16 protein-coding genes are annotated in these 17762 nt (G+C 69.1%); 7 read left to right on the top strand and 9 right to left on the bottom strand.

Translation table 11 applies throughout. The features are described from left to right. Positions 1-8: 8 nt before the first annotated feature. Together ACLJRM_RS20800 and ACLJRM_RS20805 are read right to left on the bottom strand one after the other, a co-directional pair. Positions 9-413 carry a response regulator transcription factor gene (locus ACLJRM_RS20800; protein ID WP_233224155.1) on the bottom strand — a complete coding sequence of 135 codons (405 nt, stop codon included), beginning with the start codon at positions 411-413 and terminating at the stop codon, positions 9-11. A gap of 71 nt (positions 414-484) precedes the next feature. After that, a complete protein-coding gene (locus tag ACLJRM_RS20805) occupies positions 485-790 on the bottom strand; it encodes an ANTAR domain-containing protein (protein WP_101607424.1) in 306 nt (101 codons plus the stop codon). Between the two features lie 189 nt (positions 791-979). Here ACLJRM_RS20805 and ACLJRM_RS20810 point away from each other — a divergent pair, with 189 nt between their 5' ends. Continuing rightward, positions 980-1612: a response regulator gene (locus ACLJRM_RS20810; protein ID WP_168214306.1), complete on the top strand. Its 633-nt coding sequence runs from the start codon at positions 980-982 to the stop codon at positions 1610-1612. A 12-nt stretch (positions 1613-1624) separates the two neighbouring features. On the opposite strand, the gene ACLJRM_RS20815 is transcribed toward ACLJRM_RS20810, so the two are convergent. Continuing rightward, a complete protein-coding gene (locus ACLJRM_RS20815) occupies positions 1625-2602 on the bottom strand; it encodes an Acg family FMN-binding oxidoreductase (protein WP_410664013.1) in 978 nt (325 codons plus the stop codon). 131 nt (positions 2603-2733) lie between these two features. Here ACLJRM_RS20815 and ACLJRM_RS20820 point away from each other — a divergent pair, with 131 nt between their 5' ends. Next, positions 2734-4476, top strand: coding sequence for a GAF domain-containing sensor histidine kinase (locus ACLJRM_RS20820; RefSeq protein WP_410664014.1), 1743 nt, complete (start codon positions 2734-2736; stop codon positions 4474-4476). 6 nt (positions 4477-4482) lie between these two features. Here the strand turns inward: ACLJRM_RS20820 and ACLJRM_RS20825 are convergent, their stop codons facing one another. Beyond that, on the bottom strand, positions 4483-4800 hold the full coding sequence (locus ACLJRM_RS20825) for a dsRBD fold-containing protein (RefSeq protein ID WP_101607428.1): 318 nt from the start codon (positions 4798-4800) through the stop codon (positions 4483-4485). A 155-nt stretch (positions 4801-4955) separates the two neighbouring features. Here ACLJRM_RS20825 and ACLJRM_RS20830 point away from each other — a divergent pair, with 155 nt between their 5' ends. After that, on the top strand, positions 4956-5912 hold the full coding sequence (locus ACLJRM_RS20830; protein WP_101607429.1) for an Acg family FMN-binding oxidoreductase: 957 nt from the start codon (positions 4956-4958) through the stop codon (positions 5910-5912). 77 nt (positions 5913-5989) lie between these two features. After that, positions 5990-6949, top strand: coding sequence for a DUF6528 family protein (locus ACLJRM_RS20835; RefSeq protein ID WP_410664015.1), 960 nt, complete (start codon positions 5990-5992; stop codon positions 6947-6949). A 170-nt stretch (positions 6950-7119) separates the two neighbouring features. Here the strand turns inward: ACLJRM_RS20835 and ACLJRM_RS20840 are convergent, their stop codons facing one another. After that, entirely contained in the window at positions 7120-8109 is a 990-nt protein-coding gene (locus tag ACLJRM_RS20840) for an alpha/beta fold hydrolase (protein WP_410664016.1), read from the bottom strand. Positions 8110-8187: 78 nt separating this feature from the next. Continuing rightward, on the bottom strand, positions 8188-9165 hold the full coding sequence (locus ACLJRM_RS20845; RefSeq protein ID WP_101607432.1) for a GlxA family transcriptional regulator: 978 nt from the start codon (positions 9163-9165) through the stop codon (positions 8188-8190). Positions 9166-9256: 91 nt separating this feature from the next. Here ACLJRM_RS20845 and ACLJRM_RS20850 point away from each other — a divergent pair, with 91 nt between their 5' ends. After that, positions 9257-9874: a hypothetical protein gene (locus ACLJRM_RS20850; protein ID WP_410664017.1), complete on the top strand. Its 618-nt coding sequence runs from the start codon at positions 9257-9259 to the stop codon at positions 9872-9874. A gap of 279 nt (positions 9875-10153) precedes the next feature. On the opposite strand, the gene ACLJRM_RS20855 is transcribed toward ACLJRM_RS20850, so the two are convergent. Continuing rightward, on the bottom strand, positions 10154-12223 hold the full coding sequence (locus ACLJRM_RS20855; RefSeq protein ID WP_101607434.1) for an AMP-binding protein: 2070 nt from the start codon (positions 12221-12223) through the stop codon (positions 10154-10156). Between the two features lie 254 nt (positions 12224-12477). Between ACLJRM_RS20855 and ACLJRM_RS20860 the strand changes: the two genes are divergently transcribed. Beyond that, on the top strand, positions 12478-13218 hold the full coding sequence (locus ACLJRM_RS20860; RefSeq protein WP_410664018.1) for a flavin reductase family protein: 741 nt from the start codon (positions 12478-12480) through the stop codon (positions 13216-13218). On the opposite strand, the gene ACLJRM_RS20865 is transcribed toward ACLJRM_RS20860, so the two are convergent. Further along, entirely contained in the window at positions 13167-15698 is a 2532-nt protein-coding gene (locus ACLJRM_RS20865) for a P-loop NTPase fold protein (RefSeq protein WP_410664019.1), read from the bottom strand. The genes ACLJRM_RS20860 and ACLJRM_RS20865 overlap by 52 nt on opposite strands. A gap of 107 nt (positions 15699-15805) precedes the next feature. Here ACLJRM_RS20865 and ACLJRM_RS20870 point away from each other — a divergent pair, with 107 nt between their 5' ends. Next, the gene (locus ACLJRM_RS20870) at positions 15806-17056 is read left to right on the top strand and encodes an MFS transporter (RefSeq protein ID WP_410664020.1); all 1251 of its coding nucleotides are present in this window, start codon (positions 15806-15808) and stop codon (positions 17054-17056) included. Here ACLJRM_RS20870 and folE read toward each other — a convergent pair. Then, a complete protein-coding gene (gene folE, locus ACLJRM_RS20875; protein WP_101607437.1) occupies positions 17046-17642 on the bottom strand; it encodes a GTP cyclohydrolase I FolE in 597 nt (198 codons plus the stop codon). The genes ACLJRM_RS20870 and folE overlap by 11 nt on opposite strands. Positions 17643-17762 lie beyond the last annotated feature (120 nt).

A 17762-nucleotide genomic window follows, 5' to 3' on the forward strand; every position in this document is an offset into this window, starting at 1 on the left:
CGACCGCGCTACTCCGTGCCGTTGGCGCTGTTCGCGCAGACCCGGCGGATGGCCGCGACGATCTCGGTGTTGGGGCTGCCCTTGACGAGGTACTCGGTGACGCCCGCGGACGCCATCTGGGCGATGGACCGGGTGTCGCTGTGCGCGGAGAACGCCATCAACCGCGTGCGGGGCACCCGTCGCCGCATCTCCTTCGCCATCCACGCGCCGCCCCCGCCGGGGATCCGGACGTCCAGGACGGCGACCTCCGGGACCAGCAGTTCCGCGAGCGCGACCGCCTCGGCCGCGTCCAGCGCGACGGCGACCACCTCGATGTCCGGCTCGGTCTCCAGGAGGGCGCGCAGGGCATCGCCGATGACCGGGTTGTCGTCCGCGACGAGCACCCGAAGTCTGGGGGGCGGCGTTCGGTTCATGACCCAGTCCGTGCCCGCGGTGTCTGCGGAGCCGGTGGTGGTCGCGGGCCCTCCTCCGAGCTTGGCGTGGCTCAGCAAGGTACTCGTCTGTCGCCTTCGCTCGGCTGTTCGACGAGCGTCCTGGCGACGTCGTGGATCTTCATGTTGTTGTTGCGGCAGAACGAGCGCAGCAACTCGAACGCCGCGTCGATGTCGATTTGGTATCGCTCGGCGAGAATTCCCTTCGCCTGTTCGATGGGCAGCCGGTGGTCCAACGCGTACTGGAGCTGTTCGGCGCGGGCCCGGTAGAACCGGACGCTGTCGCGCATGGCCACGAGCTCGTCTGCCGGGTCGGAAGAGCCGGACGGAGGGGCCGGCGAAAGCGTGGTCTCGGACATGGGCTGATCGTCGCAGTGGCCGACTGGTCCGGGAAGAACAGAACGTCCTGACTCGAATGATGCAAATGGACCTGGTCCGGTCGGCGGCAGGCACTCGAACGGGTGCCGAACAAGGCCCTTTGGCCTGTCGCAGTGACCGGTCGTGCGCCGTACGCTCAGAGACCAGGAGGGGAAACCGTGGAGGTCGGAATGCTCCGGGTGTTTCTGGTCGACGACCACGAGGTGGTCCGTCGAGGGGTCGCGGACATGCTCGAGGAGGACACGGGCCTGTGCGTCGTCGGTCAGGCGGCCACCTTTTCCCAAGCGCTGGCGAGGATTCCGGCGCTGCGGCCGGACGTCGCGGTGCTCGACGTGCGGCTGCCGGACGGCAACGGTGTCGAGCTCGCGCGGGAACTGCGGTCCAAGATGCCCGAACTGAAGTGCCTGATGCTCACGTCCTACACCGACGAGCAGGCGATGCTGGACGCGATCATGGCGGGCGCCAGCGGCTACGTCATCAAGGACATCCGGGGAATGGACCTGGTGGCCGCGGTCAAGGAGGTCGGTCTCGGCCGGTCACTGCTGGACGCGCGCGCCGCCGCGACGCTGATGGCGAAGTTCCGCGACGACGCCGCGAAGAAGGGCCCGCTCGCCGGGCTTTCCGAGCAGGAGCGCACGCTGCTGGAATTGATCGGCGAGGGACTGACCAACCGGCAGATCGCCGAACGGATGTTCCTCGCCGAGAAGACCGTCAAGAACTACGTGTCCCGGCTGCTGACGAAACTCGGGATGCAGCGGCGCACCCAGGCGGCCGTGCTGGCCACGGAACTGCGGCGCCCCTGACCGGCCGCGGGCTCAGGCGGAAACCAGCGTTTCGAGCAGGACGTCCTCCAGCGGGCGTCGCGGCGTCCACGGCAGCGGAGATCCGTAGCCGACCCGCAGCAGCACCTGCGGCCACACCCCGCAGCCGAGAAGACGCCGGAGTTCGGCGCGTGCCGCGCGGACCAGGATCGGCGGCGAGATGAACGACGCGTCGACTCCCGCGCCGGTCGCGGTGAGCAGCACCCGTTGCAGTGCCTGCCCCGCCTGCAGCCGGTCGAGTCGTTCGTCGGTCAGCGATCCGATCACCACCACCAGCGGATCCGGCCGCGTGCCGGTGTGCGTGGCGCCGAATTCCTCGAGGAGCCAGCTTTCGTCGGCGGGGGCGCCCTCGGTCGCGTAGGCGGGCACCCCGTCGCGAGTGCTCGCGCCCAGTCCGGTCCAGCGGCCGAGTTCGGCGTGGAAAGCGGGATCGGCGAGCTGATCGCGGTGGGCGCGGGCGGTGAGGTCGAGCAGGACACGGCACTGTTCGGCGTCGAGGCTCGGCATCCACGCGTGTTCGAGTTCGGTGGCGTGGCGGAGCGTGGCGAGCATGGACCGCGGGACGGCACCGGACCGGAACGGCCTCCGGTTGGTCCGGCGGCGGGGGATCGCGTCGGCGAGCCGTGCTGCTTGGGGATCGGGCGTGCGTTCGGCGAGCGGGCGGACGACGGCCAGCAGATCGGGATCGGCGCGGCTCGGCAGGAGGGTCGTCGCCGGATGGAAGCCCAGTGCGTGGATCGCCGTCCGGAGGGTGAACAGCGCGGCACCGCACGAGAGGACGAGTTCACGGCCGTCCGGATCCGTGACCGGGAGGATACGGCGCGGATCGGCGTGGAGTTCGATCCCGGTCCGGGTGCACCGGAAAAGCCATGGCTGTGTGTTGTGCGTCGACGGGGCCAGCATCGCCGACCGGAGCACGGAATTCACCTGATCGGAGTTCAAACGCCCGACCTTGGTGACTTGTAAGGTCATGGTTTCCCCCGCTGTCGCTCCACGGGCAATACGGTTGTCTCGATGAGACGGTCCCCGTCCGCGGTACGGGGCCGAAAGAGGAGAAAGTCACCACGGCCGGGAGTCGTCCCGATCTTCGGAGGCGCAGCAGGATGTCGGCTCATGACCGGCTCGGCGGAAGTGACGACCGGATCTCCGGCGCGCTTTCCCAGCTGCGGGTTCGTGAGGTGCTGCGGGATCTCCAGGACCGCATCGAACAGCTCATCGGCACGCGCGACAAGATGGACGGCCTGCTCGAAGCGGTGCTCGCCGTCGCGTCAGGGCTCGAACTGGACGCGACACTGCGCCGGATCGTCCAGGCGGCGATCGACCTCGGCGAGGCCACTTATGGTGCTCTCGGGGTGATCGCGGACGACGGTTCGCTCGCCGAATTCGTCTATCTCGGTATCGACGGCGAGACGAAACAACAGATCGGGCATCTGCCGAAGGGCCACGGTCTGCTGGGTTTCGTCATCGACGAGGCGAAACCGGTGCGGCTGGCCGACATCTCGCGGCATCCGGCGTCCGTCGGGTTCCCGCCGTGCCATCCGCCGATGCGCTCCTTCCTCGGCGTGCCGATCCGGGTACGCGACGAGGTGTTCGGGAATCTCTATCTCACCGAAAAACGCGGGGAGAGTTTCACCGACGACGACGAAGTGGTCGTCCAAGCGCTCGCCGCCGCGGCCGGGATCGCGATCGAGAACGCCCACCTCTACGAGCAGGCCCGGATCCGGCAGCAGTGGCAGGCCGCCACCAGCGAGGTGACCACGGAACTGCTGGGCGGCACCGATCCCGTCGACGCCCTCAACCTGATCGCGAGCCGGGCACTGGAACTGACCGGCTCCGACCTCACTTTGCTGGCCCTGCCCGGTCCCGGCAGGCTCGACGTCGGCCGGGCAGGGGAGGAAGAGGCCGACCAACTGACCATCGCCGTCTGCTCCGGCGCACGGTCGGCGGAACTGACGGGGACGCGGATCAGCGTCGCGGATTCGTTGCCGGGAGCGGTCTACCGCGATCGGACACCGCGCAGTGTGCCGGAACTGGTGCTGGGCGACGACGGGGAATACCGCCTCGGCCCGACGCTCGTGGTGCCGCTCCGGGCGCGGGAACGCACGTCCGGGGTGCTGATGGCGGTGCGGAATCCGGGTTCGGTCCCGTTCGAGCTCGCCCAGCTGCCGGTGGTGGCCTCGTTCGCCGACCAGGCCGCGCTCGCGCTTCAGCTCGCCGCGCAACAGCGCACGGCCAGGGAGATCGACGTGCTCGCCGACCGGGACCGGATCGCGAGGGATCTGCACGACCACGTGATCCAGCGGCTGTTCGCGGTCGGCCTCGCCATGCAGAGCACGCACCGCCGGGCGCGGTCACCGGAACTGCAGCGGCGGATCGGTGACAGCATCGACCAGATGCACGAGATCGTGCACGAGATCCGCACGGCCATCTTCGATCTCCACGGCGGCGAGGCGGGCCAGCAAGGAGTGCGGCTGCGGCACCGCCTCTACGACTCGATCGCCGAACTCACCGACGACACCGCGATCCATCCGACGGTGAGCCTGTCCGGACCGCTCGACTCGATTCCCTTCCTGTTCGCGGAACACGCCGAGGCGGTGGTGCGGGAGACGGTCGGCAACGTCGTGCGGCACACCCGGGCGAGCGGTGTTTCGGTGAGCGTCGCCGTGAAGGACGACGTCCTGCGGATCGTCGTCACCGACGACGGTGCGGGGATCGGTGACGCGACCGGCGGCTTCGGCGGGCTGCGAAACCTGCGTGACCGCGCGGAAAAAGCGGGCGGGACGTTCCGGGCGGAGACGCGTGAAGAGGGCGGCACCCGGGTCGAGTGGTCCGCCCCCTTGCGATGACCGCGGTCAGTTCGACGACTGCGCGGCGAGGATTCCGTCGACTTCGATCGACCGGGAGACTTCGGCGTCGACGTCGGAGGCGACGGTCTCCAGCAGTTCCGCGGTGAGGTCCGAAAGCGCCCGTGCCACCGCGAGATAGGAACCGACCTGGGAGAGCGAACTCTCTCTCAGCCCGCCGTGCGCGAGTCCGACGCCGACGAACTCGCCACCGTCTTCGAGCCGGAGCAACGCCTCCGCTCGTACCCGGTACGGCCCGTGCTGCAGGGAAACGTCAATGGTCCATTTGCCGCTGTCGTCGGTCATCGTCGGCTCCGTTCCGGTCATCGAGACTCCCATCGCGGCCGCTCGTGGCACAGGGTCCTAAGTCCTCGCTCACCGGGATCGGGGGCGAAAGTCCTCGGAATTCGTGACCGGCGGCCGCTGCGGTCGCCGGATACCCCGGCCGAAGGTGGATCAACCCTCTTCCCCCGGAGCCCACGATGAAGATCCCGTTACCGAACCACGTCGACCAGGCGGTGGCGGCGGCCGTGCGCGCGCCGTCCCCGCTCAACACCCAGCCTTGGCGGTTCGTCGTCGACCGGGACCGGATCGAGGTGTGGCTCGACCGCACCAGGGTGCTCCGGATCGCCGACCCGGCCGCCCGCGAGGCACGGCTTTCGTGCGGCGCCGCGGTGTTCAACCTGATCGTTTCCCTGCGGTCCAACGGGAAGACGCTCTCCCTGCGGGTGCTGCCGAGGCCGGAGGAGCCGGACCTGCTCGCCGGACTCCTGATCGACAGTGACCGGTTTTCCTCGCCGGAGGAGCGAAAACTGGCCGAAGCCGTCTTCCGCCGTCACACGAACCGCCGTCCGTTCCTGGACCGGCCGGTACCCGCGTGGGCGCGGACGACGTTGCGGGCGGCCGCGCTGGTGGAAGGCGGGCTGCTGGAGCTGTTCGGCCGCGGCGACCGGGCGAACGCGGTCGCGCGCGTGCTGCACCGGGCCGAGGCGGCACAGGCGCGCAACGGCGCCTTCCAGGCGGAGATCGCGCTGTGGACGCGGCGGGCGGCGAACGCGCCGGACGGCGTCCCGGCACCGACCCGACCGCCGTCACCGCACGGGATCCCGGCGCAGGAGTCCTTCCTCGCCGCCGAGCCCGAAGGCGGTGAGCCGGTGCTCGGCGCGATCTTGACCGCGGCAGGCGGGCCCGCCGCGGACCTGCGGGCGGGCATGGTGCTGCAGCGGGTGCTGCTGACCGCGACGGCCGCCGGTCTCGCGACGTCGTTCGTCGGCAGGCCGTTCGAAACCCCGGAGACGCGGACCGCGCTGGACCGGATCTTCGCCGACCTCGGCCGCCCGCATGCGGTGCTGCGCCTCGGCTACGGCCGCCCGGCGCCGATGACGGCACGCCGTCAGGTCGACGAGGTGATGCTCCGGCGATCCGGGGCGACGCTCTGACCCGGGGTCATCTCGTCGACACCCACGTTTCCGGTCACCGCCACGCGGCCGTCATCCGGGGCGGATTCAGTCTCCGTATGAAGATCATGCGGAAATCCTTGGTGGCGCTGGCCATCGCGGGCCTTTCGGTGGCGGGGTCCGCGCCGGCGGTGGCGGACGCGGGCGCCCGCGATCGCGGCTCGATCGTCATCACCGAACAGGCGTCCAAGCGGATCCTGGTCCTGCCCGCCGACCGCGCCTCCTGGCAGAACCGGAAGGTGAGCTGGTCGTGGGCGCCGAACGCCGCCAACGGGCTGGCCGATCTGGCGGGATCGTGGAGCAACCCGAGCGACGCGAAGCTCGCCGAACGCGGGGGCGAGAAGTACCTGCTCACGTCGGCGTCCGGCGGTTTCGCGGCCGTCGTGCCGTACCCGGCGGGCGACCGGGCCTACTGGGCCGCGGACGTCGGCGGACCGGCCAATCCTCACAGCATCGAACTCCTGCCGGACGGCAACGTCGCGGTGGCGGCCAGCACCGGCGGCTGGGTGCGGGTCTACACCGCCTCGCAGGGGCAGCGCTCGAAGACGTACGCCGAGTATCCGCTGGTGGGGGCGCACGGCGTGGTGTGGGACGCCGGCCGGAACGTGCTGTGGGCACTGGGCACCGACGCGCTCGTCGCGCTGAGTGTCGGCGGGACCCCCGCCGCGCCGGTGATCACCGGGCAACGGTCCGTTCCGGTCCCGAGCAAGGGCGGTCACGACCTCCAGCCGGTTCCGCACCGGCCGGACCTGCTGTGGGTGACCACGGAAGCCGGGGTGTACCAGTTCTCGAAGACGAGTGGCCGGTTCACCCAGCGGTACGCGGGCGCGAGGGAGATCGACCGGCCGCACGTGAAGAGTGTTTCGACGAATCCCCGGACCGGGCAGGTCCTGACGGCTTCGATCCAGGACGGGCACCTGTGCACCTGGTGCACGGACTCCGTCCGGCTGGCCTTTCCACGCGCCGAGCTGGCGCTGCACGGCGCGTGGATCTACAAGGCCCGCTGGTGGATCGGTTGAGCTGACTACTTCCGTGTCGGTACCGGCCGTTCGGGGGGCTGCCCGGCCGGTACCGACACACCAGAGAAGAGGGAACCCCGTCGCGAGAATGACGCGTGGCTGCGTCTTTCACCTGACCGAGTGAACGGGGCGGTTCGGAGGGCGTCGTTGACCCATTCGGGGTATAAGCCTCACCCGAGGAAGGCCTGCAACTCGTCGATGACCGTCCGAGGCTGCTCTTCGGCGACGAAGTGACCGGAACCGGCGACCTTCCGCACCCGGACGTCCACCGCCTTGGACGGCAGGACCGCCGCGAGGTAGTCGTAGTTGAACTCCGAGCCCAGCCCCAGCATCGGCGCGGCGATCTTCCCGTAGGCCTTCTGGTCCTCGATGTCCTTGCCGAACGCCCGGTACCAGCCGTTCCCGGCGCGGATCGCGTCCGGGCGGTCGTACGCGGCGGCGTAGATCGCGCGGTCCCGGTCGCCGATCGAGGCCGGATCGGCCGCCAGATGGTCGAACATCCAGTCGCCGAGGAAGCGCGCCCGGCCGGCCACCAGCTGCTCGGGCAGGGTGGCGACCTGGTTGAAGGCGAACCACCAGACGTGCACCGGCTGGCCGGGCGGGGCCAGCATCGGGATCTGGTACAGGCTCTCGTCGGGGTGCGAGACGTCCATGAGCGTGACGGTCTTCGTCGCCTCCGGGTGGTTGGCGGCGAAGCTGAACGCGACCATGGCGCCGATGTCGTGCCCGGCGATATGCGCCTGCCGGTAGCCGAGCGAGCGGACGAGCTCGAAGATGTCGCGGGCCATCGTCTTCTTGTCGTACCCGTCCTGTGGCTTGCCGGAGCCGCCCATGCCCCGCAGGTCGACGGCGATCACGCGATACCGCTTCGCCAGCGTGGGCATGATCTTGCGGTACTGCCACCACGTCTCCGGCCAGCCCGGCAGCAGGATCAGCGGTTCGCCCCGGCCACCGGCGACGTAGTGCAGCCGCACGCCGTTGACCTGGGCGTACGCACTGCGGAAACCGCCGGGCAGGGACCGGGCGAGTTCGGCGTCGCCGGGGCTACCGGACTGGCCCGCCTCGGCGATGCCACCCGAGGCCACCAGCGCGGCCGCGGCACCCGCGCCGAGGGTGAGCATGGACCGGCGGTTGAGGAAGGAACGGCTGTCTTCGGTCATGCTCCGATCGTGGCCCGTCGCGGCCCTTCACCGTGAGCGGTGTTTTCGCCAACCGGCGTCAGTTTTGAGACAGCCCGATCAGGACAGCATGGGCTCCAGGACACCGAGCCGGGTCCCGAACGTCTCCCGATAGGACACCGGCGTGACCCCGACCTGCCGCCGGAAATGCGGCCGGAGCGCGGCCGAGGAGGAGAACCCGCAGTACCGGGCGATCTCGTCGACCGGGAGGTCGGTGGATTCGAGCAGCTGCTGGGCGCGGATGACCCGCTGGTGGGTGAGCCACGTGCCGGGCGCGGCGCCGGTGATCTCCCGGAACCGGCGGTCGTAGTTGCGCCTGCTCATGAGCGCCCGCCTGGCGAGTTCGTCGACCGGGAGCGCGGTGTCCAGCCGGGTGAGCGCCCACGCCATCGTCTCCGAGACCGGGTCGCCCTCGTCGAGTTCCGGCATCGGCGATTCGATGTACTGCGCCTGCCCGCCGGGCCGGTGCGGTGGGACGACCATGCCCTTCGCCAGCCGGTTCGCCACCTCCGCGCCACACCACGAGCGGATGAGGTGCAGGCCGAGATCCATCCCCGCGGCTCCGCCGCCCGAGGTCAGGATGTCGCCGTCGTCGATGTAGAGCACCGATTCGTCGAGGCGGACGGCGGGGAAGCGGGCCGCCAGCAGCGGCGCCATCGCCCAGTGCGTCGTCGCGGGACGACCGTCGAGCAGCCCGGCGGACGCCAGCACGAAGGCGCCACTGCACAGTCCGGCCACCCGGGCGCCCCGGTCGTGCGCGGCTCGGAGCGCCTCCAGCGCCGCTTCCGGCGGATCCTCCATCGGCGACCGCCAGTTCGGGACCAGCACCAGGTCCGCCTCCCGGATGGCACCGAGATCCTCGGGGACCGGAACGGTCAGCCCACCACCACGCAGCGCGGTGCCCGGTTCGCCGCCGACGACCCTGATCTCGAGGTCGGGTAGTTCCCCGAACTGCGAGGCCATGTCGAAGACACCGAACGCGAAGGACATCGCCCCGAGTGAAGCCCCGTCGAAGACCACGACCACCAGTCGTTTCATGGGCCGAGTCTAAAGGCTCCGGAGCTGATTTTTGACCGTCCGAAGGGGACGGTAGATTCGCCGGACAGCTCGTTCGGGGGAAGGAACGCCGATGTCGTATCCACAGGGTCCACAGGGTCCGCAGGGGCCTCAAGGACCTCAGTGGGGCCAGCCGCAGCAGGGCTATCCCCAGCAGCAGTACCCGCAGCAAGGATATCCGCCCCCCGGCTACGGCGGTCCACAGTTCCCGGGGCAGCAGCCGCCGCCGAAAAAGGGCAACGGCCTGCTGATCGGGCTCATCGCCGGCGGCGGCGTGTTCGTGGTGGTCGTCTTCGTGATCCTCGCGTTCGTGGCACCCGGTTTCCTGCTGAGCGACAACAAGCCCTCGAGGTCTGCGAGCGCGACGCAGGCCCCGCTCAGCCTCGACTGGGGCCCGGTGCTGGCGGGCAAGTTCATGCTCGCTGTCTTCGGCGACGAGGCCGACAGGGCCGCCGAATCGGCCTGCGCGGATTCCAAGGACGCTGTCCGGACCGCGGCGAAGGCCTTCGGCGACCGGAACGCTTCGCTCACGGCGAAGGACCCGAAGCAGGTGAGCCCGGACCTGATCTCGGTGACGATGAGCGGAACGCTGAACTACGAGACGGACTTCACCGCGACGATGGAGGTCCGGCGGGAAGGCGACGACCGGTACTGCATCGTGTCGGTCTCGCCGTTGCCGCCTCCGGCTTGAGCCTGCGCTGGCTCTCGTGAGTGGTAAAGACGGTTCTAGTGGCGGAAAGGGTAAACGTGGCGTGCTCGTGCCGTCTTTCGTTCGCAGGACGGGTGTCGCGAAAGCCACTTTCGCGACATCAGACGTCCCGAAAGTGGCTTTCGCGACACGACCGCTCAGCATCGGACGCGACGAAGGACGCTTCATCCCGTCACCGGTCTCGCCCCCGGAACACGCCACCTTGACTTACCCCTCAATAACCGTTCCTTGCCACTCACGAGGACCGGTCCACAAAGGACGTTACTGGTCGATCGGCCAGGTCTCGTCCTTCAGCAGCCGCTTGAGCACCTTCCCGGTCGCATTCCTGGGGAGTTCCTCCACGAAGTACACATCCCGCGGCACCGCGAAGCGCGCCAGCCTCCGGTGGATGTACGCGCGGACGTCTTCCGCGCTCATCCTGGCGCCGCGTTTCGGGACGATGTAGGCCGCGAACCGTTGCCCGAACTCGCGATCCGGCACACCGATCACGGCCGCTTCGTGGACGCCGGGCAGCGCGACGATGGCCTCTTCGACCGGGCGAGGGGACACGTTCTCCCCGCCGGACACGATCATCTCGTCCGCCCGGCCGGTGACGAAGAGACGTCCGGAGGCATCCTGGTAGCCGACGTCGCCGGTCGCCATCAGTTCTTCCGCGCGCGGCACGCTGGCCCCGTCGGTGTAGCCCTCGAAAAGCATGTCGTTGCCGACGAAGATCTGCCCCTCCCAGCCCGGCGGGACGCGGTTGTGATCGTCGTCGAGGATGGCGACGCGGGTGCCCGGCGGGCAGCGGCCGGCGGTGGTCGGCGCGGCGCGGAGGTCTTCGGGTGTGGCGATGCTGGCCCAAGAAACCTCGGTGGAGCCGTAAAAGTTGTAGAGCACGTCGCCGAAGGTGTCCATGAACTCGGTGACGATCGTCCCCGGCAGCGCGGATCCGCTGCTCGCGACGATGCGCAGTGACGACAGGTCGTAGCGGGCGCGAACCCGCTCGGGCAGATCGAGGATGCGCTGCAACATGATCGGGACGGCGAACAGCACACCGCAGCGATGTTCGGCGATGGTTCTCAAGATCTCTTCGGCGTCGAACCGGCGGACGAGCGACAACGACGCCCGCACGGCCATCCCGATCTGCATCCCGGCGAGACCCCAGCTGTGGAACAACGGCGCGGCCACCACGAAACGGTCGCCGGAGTGGAGCGGGATGCGGTCCAGCATGGCGGCCGACGTCGCGAGCCCTTTCGGGGTCGGGCGGCGTGCGCTTTTGGGGGTTCCCGACGTGCCCGACGTGAGGACGACGAGCCTGCCGATCCGGTCCACCGGTTTGAGTTTCGTGGCGGGCACCCCCGCGATCAGCTGATCGATCGTCGGGTAACCGTTCTCGGTTTCCGGCCAGGTGGACAGTCGCAGGAAATCGCCGGGGATGTCGGCGATGACCCGCGAGAACTCGTCGTCGGCGAGCACCGCGACCGGTTTGTGCAGGCCGATGACGTCCGCGACCGCGCCGGCGGAAAGCCCGGTGTTGAGCAGGATCGCGTCCACGCCGAGTTTGCTGCACGCGATCAGGGACTCGACCATCGTGGCGTGGTTGCGGCACAACAAGGCGATCCGGTCGCGGGAACGGACTCCGCGCGCCGCCAGCGCGTTCGCGAGCTGGTTGCTGCGATCAGCCGTCTGTTTGAACGTCCGGACATTGCGCTCGTCGTGCAGTGCGACTTCTTCGGGCACACGGGCCGCGTTGGCCGTGTAGCCGCCCGCGACGGTGGCGCCCCACTGCGAAAGCGACGTGAGCTGCTTGGCGATCTTGTCCGGTCGCGCGGCCGCGAGCACCCCGGCCTTGATCAGCGTGCTCGCCGTGTGCAGCGTGGTCGCCTTGGTGTGCGCGGGTTCTTCCTGCGGTGACGCCGCCCGGCCCGAGAGATGCAGATCGATCCGCCGGGCCACCGCGCGGACGGAGCGTTTGAACGACGCGGCGGACACGAGATGCGCGTGCCGGGCCGGAAGCATCAGCTGCGCGACGAGTTCCGTGCCGTTGTCGGGAGCCTGCCTCAGCTCGACCGAGACCCAGTTGCCGTTGTCTTCGACGCCGCACCAGACGACGTGCTCGCCGGGCCGCCAGACCCTGGCTTCGATTTCACCGACGACGAGCTTTCCCGCCCGCGGCTCCAGGCGGATGAGGCACTTCGGACCGCGTCCGCGTTCGGCGGACTGCCGAACCTCGCACCAGCTGATCTCGGCGACGAACCTCGAGTAGGACTCGGGATCGCCGATGACTTCCCAAACCTGGCCGGGAGAATGCCCGAGAATCGAGCTCGCCTGGACCACATCGTCTCGCATGCGATTCGCCTCACCACGCGCGTTCGGGTGTTGACCGGGCAGCTGCCGGCGCCTCCTTCGTCTTCGAGTTCGGCGAACCTACCAGCAATCGGCCGAACGCAATACTCCGAACGACCCCGGGTTCGTGTCCGCCCAAGGGAACCATCACGGACAGGGTAGGCGTTCCGGCGGCGCCAAGCCGTCCGCCGACGGTGTTGATCGCGACGTCCGATTCACGCCAGCCTCAGCCGCGCGAGGCGGAGAAGCTGACGAACGTGACAGTTACGACGTCAGCGGCCGAGACCGCGCACACCCGTATTGAGCCCGGCATCCTCTACTTCGGCACCCCTGTGGTGCTTCTTTCGACCGTCGACCAGGCGGGTTCCCCGAACCTGGCCCCGATGTCGTCGGCGTTCTGGCTCGGATGGCGGGGAATGCTCGGACTGGGCGCGAAATCCAAGACCGCGCAGAATCTCATGCGCAACCGTGAATGTGTTCTGAATCTCCCTTCCGACGATCTGGCGGCCGCGGTCGACAAGCTCGCCCTGACCACCGGGTCGGATCCCGTCCCGGCCCGCAAGTACCAGCGCGGCTACCGGCACGAAGCGGACAAGTTCGGCAGGGCGGGCCTGACCCCGGTCGCCTCGGAGACGGTCCGACCGCCGCGGGTGGCGGAATGCCCGGTGACGATGGAGGCCGTCGTCGAAGCGGTCCACCCGCTCGCCGAGGACGACGCGGCGCAACGCGGCGGTGTCCTCGTGTTCGAGGTCCGTGTGCAGCGCGTCCACGTCCACGACGAGGTGCGGATGCCGGGCACCGACGACAGGATCGACCCCGACCGGTGGCGGCCGCTGATCATGAGCTTCCAGAAGCTCTACGGCCTCGGCCCGCAGGTCCATCCCTCGACGCTGGCGCAGATCCCGGAGCGGCTTTACCGGGGGCCGGACATCGAGCGGTCGCGGGATCAGTCGTCGCGGGCGAACGAGAACCGGTTCACCAACGGCAACCAGCGCTGATAGGACACGGCCAGCTCCGGCCACGAGCCGCCGACGAGGCCGCGTTCGACCTTCGGCCGCAGTTCGTGGTCGTTCAGTGACGACACGATTTCGAGCGCGCTGTCGTCGGGGTCCAGCCCGGCGAGTGCGGCGAAGAACCAGGACGCCACCTCCGGATACCCGACGAGCACGGACAGCAGGACCAGTACCGCGCGAAAGGGTGCCTCGCGGTCGCCGCCGGCGAGGAACTCGGCCAAGTCCTCGCCGGCGAGCCGCGCCCGCAGCAGCCGGTAGAGGTTCAGGAGTCTTTTCGCGGCCCGCGGCGACCGGACGAGCGGGGCGAGCGTCGCCAGGAAGTCCAGCTCCGCCAGTGAGATCACCAGCCGAGGAGGTCGAAGGTCTATTGTGGACTGTTCGGACGACGGTTCCGGTGCTTCCTCGGGAGGAGGAGCCTGCCCGGACACGGCCGGAGAGCGGGATTCGGTGGCCTGATCCGCTTCGGCGGGCCTGGACACCGGCGTGGCGTCCTGACCCTCGGTGGCGGCGAGCCCGCGCACGAGCCCCGCGAACCCTGGATCGTCCATGGGGGACAACGTGAACGGCACCTGGAAGATCTTTTCGAGATAGTTCTCGGCGAAGGTTTCCGGATCGTCGCCGAGCATCTCTTCGTAGTGCTGCTCGACGGCTCTCTTCAGCCACCGGGAGTCGACGCCCACCACGACGACGAACACCGGCAGCGCCAGCAGGAGATGAATGGCTTCGAGGACCTGGACGACGACCTTGGGCGGGCAGCGGTCGAGGTCGTCGATGTAGAGCACGGTCCGTTCGATCTTCCCTGAACCGTGCGGGACTTCGGCGAGCATGGTCGCGAACGTCTCGAGATCCTTGCGCAGCAGCGAGACCACACCCAGATGCTCGACGTAGTCCGAAACCCGGGACTCGGCGAACGACACCAGGTCCAGCCCCGGCGCGAGTTCGGTGACCGCCTTTTCGAGCCTTTCGGATTCCGCGTCCAGCTCTGCCAGGCGCCTCTCGGTCTCTTCGTCCTCTTCGGACGGACCGCCGAGTTTGCCGAGCGCCTCGTGGATCCGGCCCGCGCTGGCGCGCATCCGCAGGACGACGGTCAGCGCGGAACTCGCCAGGGTGAGCCCGCCGAGCACGCCCGAAACCTGCGTCCGGCCGACGAGCAACGTGACGACCAGGACCGTCACCAGCCCGCCGATCAGGATCAGCAGCGGAACCGGATCCTGCCGCAGCCGTCGCCAGAATTCGGCGACGTCCGAACGCAGTCCGCCGGTCTCCTGCGCCAGGCGTTCGAGATCTTCGGCAGTCGGCCGTTCGACGCCGAGGCGGGATGCGATCCAGGCCTTGTCCGCGTCGGTCAGGCTGTCGAAGACCGCGCGGACGTAGTCACGCGGCTTCCGTCGCCTTCGCTTCGCTTGTTTCTGCTGGGCGGTCAGGGTTCTGCGTTCGAGGCGGACCGCGCTGAGCCTGCCGAGGAGGGTCTTCTCGGTCTTGCGGCGTTCGGCGAGCGCGTCGGCCTGACGCTGGAGGTCGTTCTCGGCGCCGCTCGCGGCGAGGTTGTCGAAGATGTGCGTGGCGAGACTGGCGAGAAGGTTCGCTTCGCTGTAATGCCAGGCGTTGAAGCTGATCTGGCGGACGCTCGAACAGTAGGACGACACGGCTTTCCCGTGCGCGCCGGCCACGGTTTCGGCCTCCTGCGCGGAATCGGCGAGTTCGCGGACGCGCAGCTGCATCTGGCGCATGAAGAAACTCTTGCCGGAACCCCAGCTGCCGAACAGGCCGATCGACAGGGGAGGGGTGATCATCCTGGAGACGACCAGGTCCGCGAGCATGCGCACGTCGGGGCCGATACCGAGGCGGTCGACGCCGTCGTCGGTGTCGGGCCGGTAGTCGGCGACGTGGGCGGCGAAGGGGTCGGGGACCGCCGCCGCGTTCGTGACGCGTGCGCGGGTGAGTTCCTCGATGGTGAGAGCGTGCGGCCAGTTGTGCATCCGCTCGGCGGTGGTCCGCTCCTTCGTGGAGAGTTCCGGCAGGATGCGATGGACCGCGGGGCGAAGGCGATCGATGCCGCGGCGCAGGTTCGGGTTCTCGAAGTTGCTGGCGCCCACCAGCCCGAGCACGCGCCGGGCGGGGTCTCTGGCGAGCCAGTTCTCGACGATGGCAGGTTCACGGCCGATGACCTGGGGCAGCTTGTTGTCGAGCCAGATCACGGCCGGGGCGGCATCCCGGTCGAGCGCGAGATCGTTGATCTCGGGTTCGACGATCAGCTCAGTCTGCGGGAGCACCGCGAGCAGGGCTTCGTAGGCCGAGCGCCGGGCGCCCGAGTTGGTCTCGAACACGATGAGCGTGAACCGTGCGGTCGACAGTGTGGACCTGAGGTCTCCGTCGATATCGCGAGGTAGGTAGAGGCCGAGACTCGAACCCCGTGGCTTGCCCTTCAGCAGAATCGACGGATCGACGTCGCGCACCAGCACCATCCGCGGTCCCCTCCCAAGGCCGAACGGAAGGGCAGTCTAGAGGTCCGCTGCTCAGCTGTGGGTGAAACTCCGCCTCCGCTCGGTCACCGCTCGCTACGTTGGATTCCATGACGGGGGAGCGGCTGGACGGCAGGTACGTCAAACTCTGGGCGGCGAGCACGACCTCCGCACTGGGCAGCGGTCTCGCGACGGTGGCGGCACCGTTGCTGATCGCGTCCCGCACCGACGATCCGCTCGTGGTCTCGGGCGGGTTCGCGGTGGCGTGGCTGCCTTGGCTGCTCTTCTCGCTGCCGGGCGGGGTGCTGGTCGACAGGGTGGACCGGCGCAAACTGATGATCACGCTCGACTGGATCCGCGTCCCCGCCGTCGCCCTGCTGGCGGTCGCGATCACGACGGGGAACGCCAGTGTCGCCCTGGTGTACGCCGTCCTCTTCGTGATCAACTCGGGTGAGGTCGTGTTCCGGACGGCGAGCGGGGCCATGTTGCCCTCGATCGTCCCGAAGGCGTTGCTGGAGCGGGCGAACGGGCGGCTGTACGCCGGGACGACGTTGACCCACGGCATGCTCTCCGGGCCGCTGAGCGGGCTCCTGTTCGGTGTCGCGGCGAGTATCCCGTTCTACGTCAACGCCGGGACGTACGCGGTCAGCGCCCTTCTGCTCGGACTGATCGCGGGCGCCTACCGGCCACGGTCCGACGACGGCCCCGGCGAGCCGGTGAAGCGGCGCTCGATCCGGGCGGAGGTGGCCGAAGGGTTCCGCTGGCTCGCGGGCCAGCGCCTGCTGCGGACCATGGTCGGGCTGATCGGCCTGCTGAACGTGACGCTCGTGGCGGCCACCTCGATACTGGTGCTGCTGGCCAAGGAACGGCTTCAGCTGGGGGCCGTCGGGTACGGCTTGCTCTTCACCTGCATGGCGGTGGGCGGGCTGCTCGGCTCGGTCGCGGGCGACCGGCTGATCGCCTGGTGCACGCCGACCTGGACGTTGAGGATCGGGCTGCTGGTCGAGGCCGGGACCCATCTGGTGCTCGCGACGAGCACGAGCGCGCCGGTGGTCGGGGTGACGTTGTTCCTGTTCGGGGTGCACGGCGCGCTGTGGGGCATCGTCGGCAGTTCCCTGCGCCAGCGGCTCACCCCGCCGGAGATGCTCGGCCGCGTCGGCAGTACCAGCTTGTTCATCGTCGCGGGCGGGACCTGCTTCGGCGCGCTGCTCGGTGGCGTGGTGGCTTCCGAGTTCGGCCTGACGACGCCTTACTGGGTGGGCTTCGTGGTGGCGATGGTCGTTTCCGCGCTCACCTGGCGGGTTTTCGATCGCGAGGTCGTCTCCGCGGCCTACGCGCAAGAGCCCGCTGTCAGCCGTTGATGCCGGTGAGGGCGAAGAACTCCTGGCGCGAACGGGCGTCTTCGCGCAGCGTGCCGAGCAGGGTGGAGGTGACGGTGCTCGAACCGGCGGCCTGGACACCGCGCAGGGTCATGCACGAGTGCTCCGCCTCGATCACGACGCCGACACCGCGCGGCTCGAGCTGCTCGTCGAGCCAGTCGGCGACCTGTTTCGTGAGCCGTTCCTGAACCTGCGGCCGGCAGGCGAAGTGTTCGACGATCCTGGCCAGTTTCGACAGGCCCAGGATCCGATCGCCGGGCAGGTAACCGACGTGCGCGACCCCGACGAACGGCAGCAGGTGGTGTTCGCAGACGGAGCGGACCGGAATCCCCCTGGCGAGGACGAGTTCGTCGTAACCCTCGTCGTTGGGGAAGGTCGTGAGGTCGAACGACCGCGGGGTGAACAGTTCGGCGTACGCGCGGGCCATCCGGCCCGGGGTGCCGCGGAGGCTCTCGGAGTCCAGCGAAATGCCCAGTGCGGTGAGGAGATCGGCGGCCGCGGCCTCGGCGGCCTCCAGGTCCGGCCCCGGCCCGGGTTCGTGCACGACACGCAAGGCTGGAGTGGACATAAGGCCTCCTAGGCTGACCGCGATCCCCAGAGCAATTCGACTAAGATTGTTGGGCTTTTTATCGCCCGCCGGTTCAGCCTACATGGTAGATCCGCAGTTCAGGATGTTCCGCCGGTTGAG

The organism is Amycolatopsis sp. lyj-84 (genome assembly GCF_046549075.1).
Taxonomy (GTDB): domain Bacteria; phylum Actinomycetota; class Actinomycetes; order Mycobacteriales; family Pseudonocardiaceae; genus Amycolatopsis.

Excerpts from the sequence above, each read along its gene's own strand:
- folE (WP_101607437.1), bottom strand. The coding sequence starts at position 17,642 with ATGTCCACTCCAGCCTTGCGTGTCGTGCACGAACCCGGGCCGGGGCCG.
- ACLJRM_RS20800 (WP_233224155.1), bottom strand. The coding sequence starts at position 413 with ATGAACCGAACGCCGCCCCCCAGACTTCGGGTGCTCGTCGCGGACGAC.
- ACLJRM_RS20840 (WP_410664016.1), bottom strand. The coding sequence starts at position 8,109 with ATGACCGAAGACAGCCGTTCCTTCCTCAACCGCCGGTCCATGCTCACC.
- ACLJRM_RS20815 (WP_410664013.1), bottom strand. The coding sequence starts at position 2,602 with ATGACCTTACAAGTCACCAAGGTCGGGCGTTTGAACTCCGATCAGGTG.
- ACLJRM_RS20805 (WP_101607424.1), bottom strand. The coding sequence starts at position 790 with ATGTCCGAGACCACGCTTTCGCCGGCCCCTCCGTCCGGCTCTTCCGAC.
- ACLJRM_RS20870 (WP_410664020.1), top strand. The coding sequence starts at position 15,806 with ATGACGGGGGAGCGGCTGGACGGCAGGTACGTCAAACTCTGGGCGGCG.
- ACLJRM_RS20825 (WP_101607428.1), bottom strand. The coding sequence starts at position 4,800 with ATGACCGGAACGGAGCCGACGATGACCGACGACAGCGGCAAATGGACC.
- ACLJRM_RS20855 (WP_101607434.1), bottom strand. The coding sequence starts at position 12,223 with ATGCGAGACGATGTGGTCCAGGCGAGCTCGATTCTCGGGCATTCTCCC.
- ACLJRM_RS20830 (WP_101607429.1), top strand. The coding sequence starts at position 4,956 with ATGAAGATCCCGTTACCGAACCACGTCGACCAGGCGGTGGCGGCGGCC.
- ACLJRM_RS20850 (WP_410664017.1), top strand. The coding sequence starts at position 9,257 with ATGTCGTATCCACAGGGTCCACAGGGTCCGCAGGGGCCTCAAGGACCT.
- ACLJRM_RS20845 (WP_101607432.1), bottom strand. The coding sequence starts at position 9,165 with ATGAAACGACTGGTGGTCGTGGTCTTCGACGGGGCTTCACTCGGGGCG.
- ACLJRM_RS20835 (WP_410664015.1), top strand. The coding sequence starts at position 5,990 with ATGAAGATCATGCGGAAATCCTTGGTGGCGCTGGCCATCGCGGGCCTT.
- ACLJRM_RS20810 (WP_168214306.1), top strand. The coding sequence starts at position 980 with ATGCTCCGGGTGTTTCTGGTCGACGACCACGAGGTGGTCCGTCGAGGG.
- ACLJRM_RS20820 (WP_410664014.1), top strand. The coding sequence starts at position 2,734 with ATGTCGGCTCATGACCGGCTCGGCGGAAGTGACGACCGGATCTCCGGC.
- ACLJRM_RS20865 (WP_410664019.1), bottom strand. The coding sequence starts at position 15,698 with ATGGTGCTGGTGCGCGACGTCGATCCGTCGATTCTGCTGAAGGGCAAG.